The sequence below is a fragment of the Terriglobales bacterium genome, from assembly GCA_035543055.1.
Classification (GTDB): Bacteria; Acidobacteriota; Terriglobia; order Terriglobales; family Acidobacteriaceae; genus JAIQFD01.
Window position 1 is genome coordinate 1 of the sequence record DATKKJ010000071.1, and the last position, 2,355, is coordinate 2,355.

The 2,355-nt window shown below is 63.9% G+C and carries 3 protein-coding genes; 1 reads left to right on the forward strand and 2 read right to left on the reverse strand.

The window, feature by feature from the left end; all coding sequences use genetic code 11:
- Positions 1 to 1,352, reverse strand: a 1,352-nt coding sequence (locus VMS96_05820) for a molybdopterin-dependent oxidoreductase (GenBank protein HVP42928.1), incomplete at its 3' end; no start/stop codon positions are given.
- 202 nt (positions 1,353 to 1,554) lie between these two features.
- Here VMS96_05820 and frr point away from each other — a divergent pair.
- A complete protein-coding gene (frr, locus tag VMS96_05825; protein HVP42929.1) occupies positions 1,555 to 2,142 on the forward strand; it encodes a ribosome recycling factor in 588 nt (195 codons plus the stop codon).
- A 14-nt stretch (positions 2,143 to 2,156) separates the two neighbouring features.
- Here the strand turns inward: frr and VMS96_05830 are convergent.
- Positions 2,157 to 2,355: hypothetical protein (locus tag VMS96_05830; protein HVP42930.1), on the reverse strand; the 199-nt coding region annotated here is incomplete at its 5' end.

Genomic DNA, 2,355 nt, shown 5'->3' on the forward strand with positions numbered 1-2,355 from the left:
TAGTGGCCGTAGCCGGTCTGCAGGTCCCTCTGCTCGAAAAATGTCGTGGCGGGCAGCACCATGTCGGCGTAGTCAGTGGTATCGGTGAGGAACTGCTCGTGGACCACGGTGAACAGGTCGGGGCGCGCGAAGCCGCGCACCACCGCGTGGTGGTTGGGCGCGACCGCCACCGGGTTCGAGTTGTAGACGAACAGCGCCTTGATGGGCGGGTCGGCCAGCGTGTTCAGCACCTTGCCGATCTCGATCATGTTGATGACGCGCGCCGGGCGGCCCAGCGCCGTGTTCATCAGGTCGGGACGCTCCAAGTGCTGCTTGTTGAAGGTGTAGGCGCCGCCGGTGGAGAGCTGCAGCCCGCCGCCCACTTCCTTCCACGAGCCGGTGATGCAGGGCAGCATGGTGACGCAGCGCACCGCCGTGCCGCCGTTGTCGCAGCGCTGGATGCCGTAGTTCAGCCGGATGGCGGCTGGGCGGAGGGTGGCGTACTCCCGCGCCAGCTTGACGATGTCGTCGGCCGAGATCCCCGTCCACTGCGCCACCCGCTGCGGCGGATACTCCTCCACCCGCTCCCGGAGCTGCTCGAATCCCTTGGTGTAGCGCGCCACGTAATCGGCGTCGTGGAGGTTCTCGCCGATGATCACGTGCATCATGCCCAGCGCCAGAGCCACATCGGTGCCCGGATTGATGGGCAGGTGCCAGTCGGCGCAGGCGGCGGTGCGCGTCCTGTAGGGGTCGATGACCACCAGCTTGGCGCCCTTGCGCCGCGCCTCCTCGATGAAGGGCCACAGGTGCACGTTGTTGCCGTGGATGTTGGCGGCCCAGGCGATGATGTATTTCGAGTGCGCGAACTGCTCGGGCTCGGTGCCGATCTTGATGCCGAGCACCGACTTGATGCCTTCCGTCCCGGTCGTCGAGCAGATGGTGCGGTCCAGTTGCGACGCGCCCAGGCGATGGAAGAACCGGCGATCCATTGCAGCTCCGTTGAGCGTGCCCAGCGTGCCGCCGTAGGAGTAGGGAAGGATGGCCTCGGGGCCGAACTCGCCGGCGATGGCGCGAAAACGGGCCGCGATCTCGTCCAGCGCCTCGTCCCAGGTGATGCGTTTCCACGGTTCTTGTAGCCCGGCCGCCCTCGGCCCGGCACCCTTAGGCGCGATCCGTCGCATGGGATACAGCACCCGGTCCGGCGAGTACACGCGGTCCAGGTACTTCGCCACCTTGGCGCACAGGAAGCCGCGGGTCACCGGATGCTTGGGGTCGCCCTGGATCCTGGTCGCCCGCCCGTCTTCCACAGTGATGAGTACACCACAGGCATCGGGGCAATCGTGCGGGCAGGCGGCGTGGACGACCTTCTTCATCTGGATGTCCATTATAGGGGAGGTTCGGAGATTGACGGCGTCATGCTGAGCGGCTTCAGCCGCGAAGCATCTCGCGTGCACTTCCGATGCTTTGCGCTGCACGCTAGATCCTTCGGGCCTGAAGGCCCTCAGGATGACTCCGAACAGAGAACTCTTCGTTATAATGCAGGGCTCTCCAAAATCTCATCCGAGGCGCTATCCGATGGCCCAGCCCACCATGGCTTCGATGCCCGCATTGAAAGACGCATTCCATCAGCTCCGGAACCGCATGGAGAAGGCGGTCGAGGACTTCCGCAAGGAACTGGCAGCCACCCGCACCGGTCGCGCGAACGTCCACATGGTGGACAGTGTGAAAGTGGAGTACTACGGCTCGGAGCTGCCGCTGAACCAGGTGGCGCAGGTGCACGCGCCGGAAGCACAGCTCATCACGGTCACCCCCTTCGATCCCACCGCTCTGGGGGCCATCGAGAAGGCGATCCGCAGCGCCGACCTCGGCCTGAACCCGATGAACGACGGCAAGATCATCCGGGTGCCGGTGCCGGCCCTGACCGAGGAACGCCGCAAGGAGATGGTCAAGCACCTGCACAAGGCCCTGGAGGAGCACCGCACCGCGGTGCGCAACATCCGCCGCGACGGCAACGAGATCATCAAGAAGGCGCTCAAGGACAAGAAGATCACCGAGGACGAGGAGCGCCGCTCCCACGACGAACTGCAGAAGCTGACCGACGACGAGATCAAGAAGATGGAGGACCTGAGCAAGGGAAAAGAGAAAGAAGTGATGCAGGTGTGAGCGTAGCGAAGGATCTACGCGTTTATGAGCGAGCCGACCTTTTCCCCGGTCACCACCCGCTTGATGTTCCCGCGCTTGTTCAAGTTGAAGATGACGATGGGGATGTTGTTCTCCTGCGCCATGGTGATGGCGGTCAGATCCATGACTTTCAGGCCCTTCTTCACCACATCCATGTAAGAGATGTGGTCGAACATCTTGGCGTCCTTCACCCGG

Coding starts and splice junctions, on each gene's coding strand:
- frr (HVP42929.1), top strand. CDS start 1,555: ATGGCCCAGCCCACCATGGCTTCGATGCCCGCATTGAAAGACGCATTC.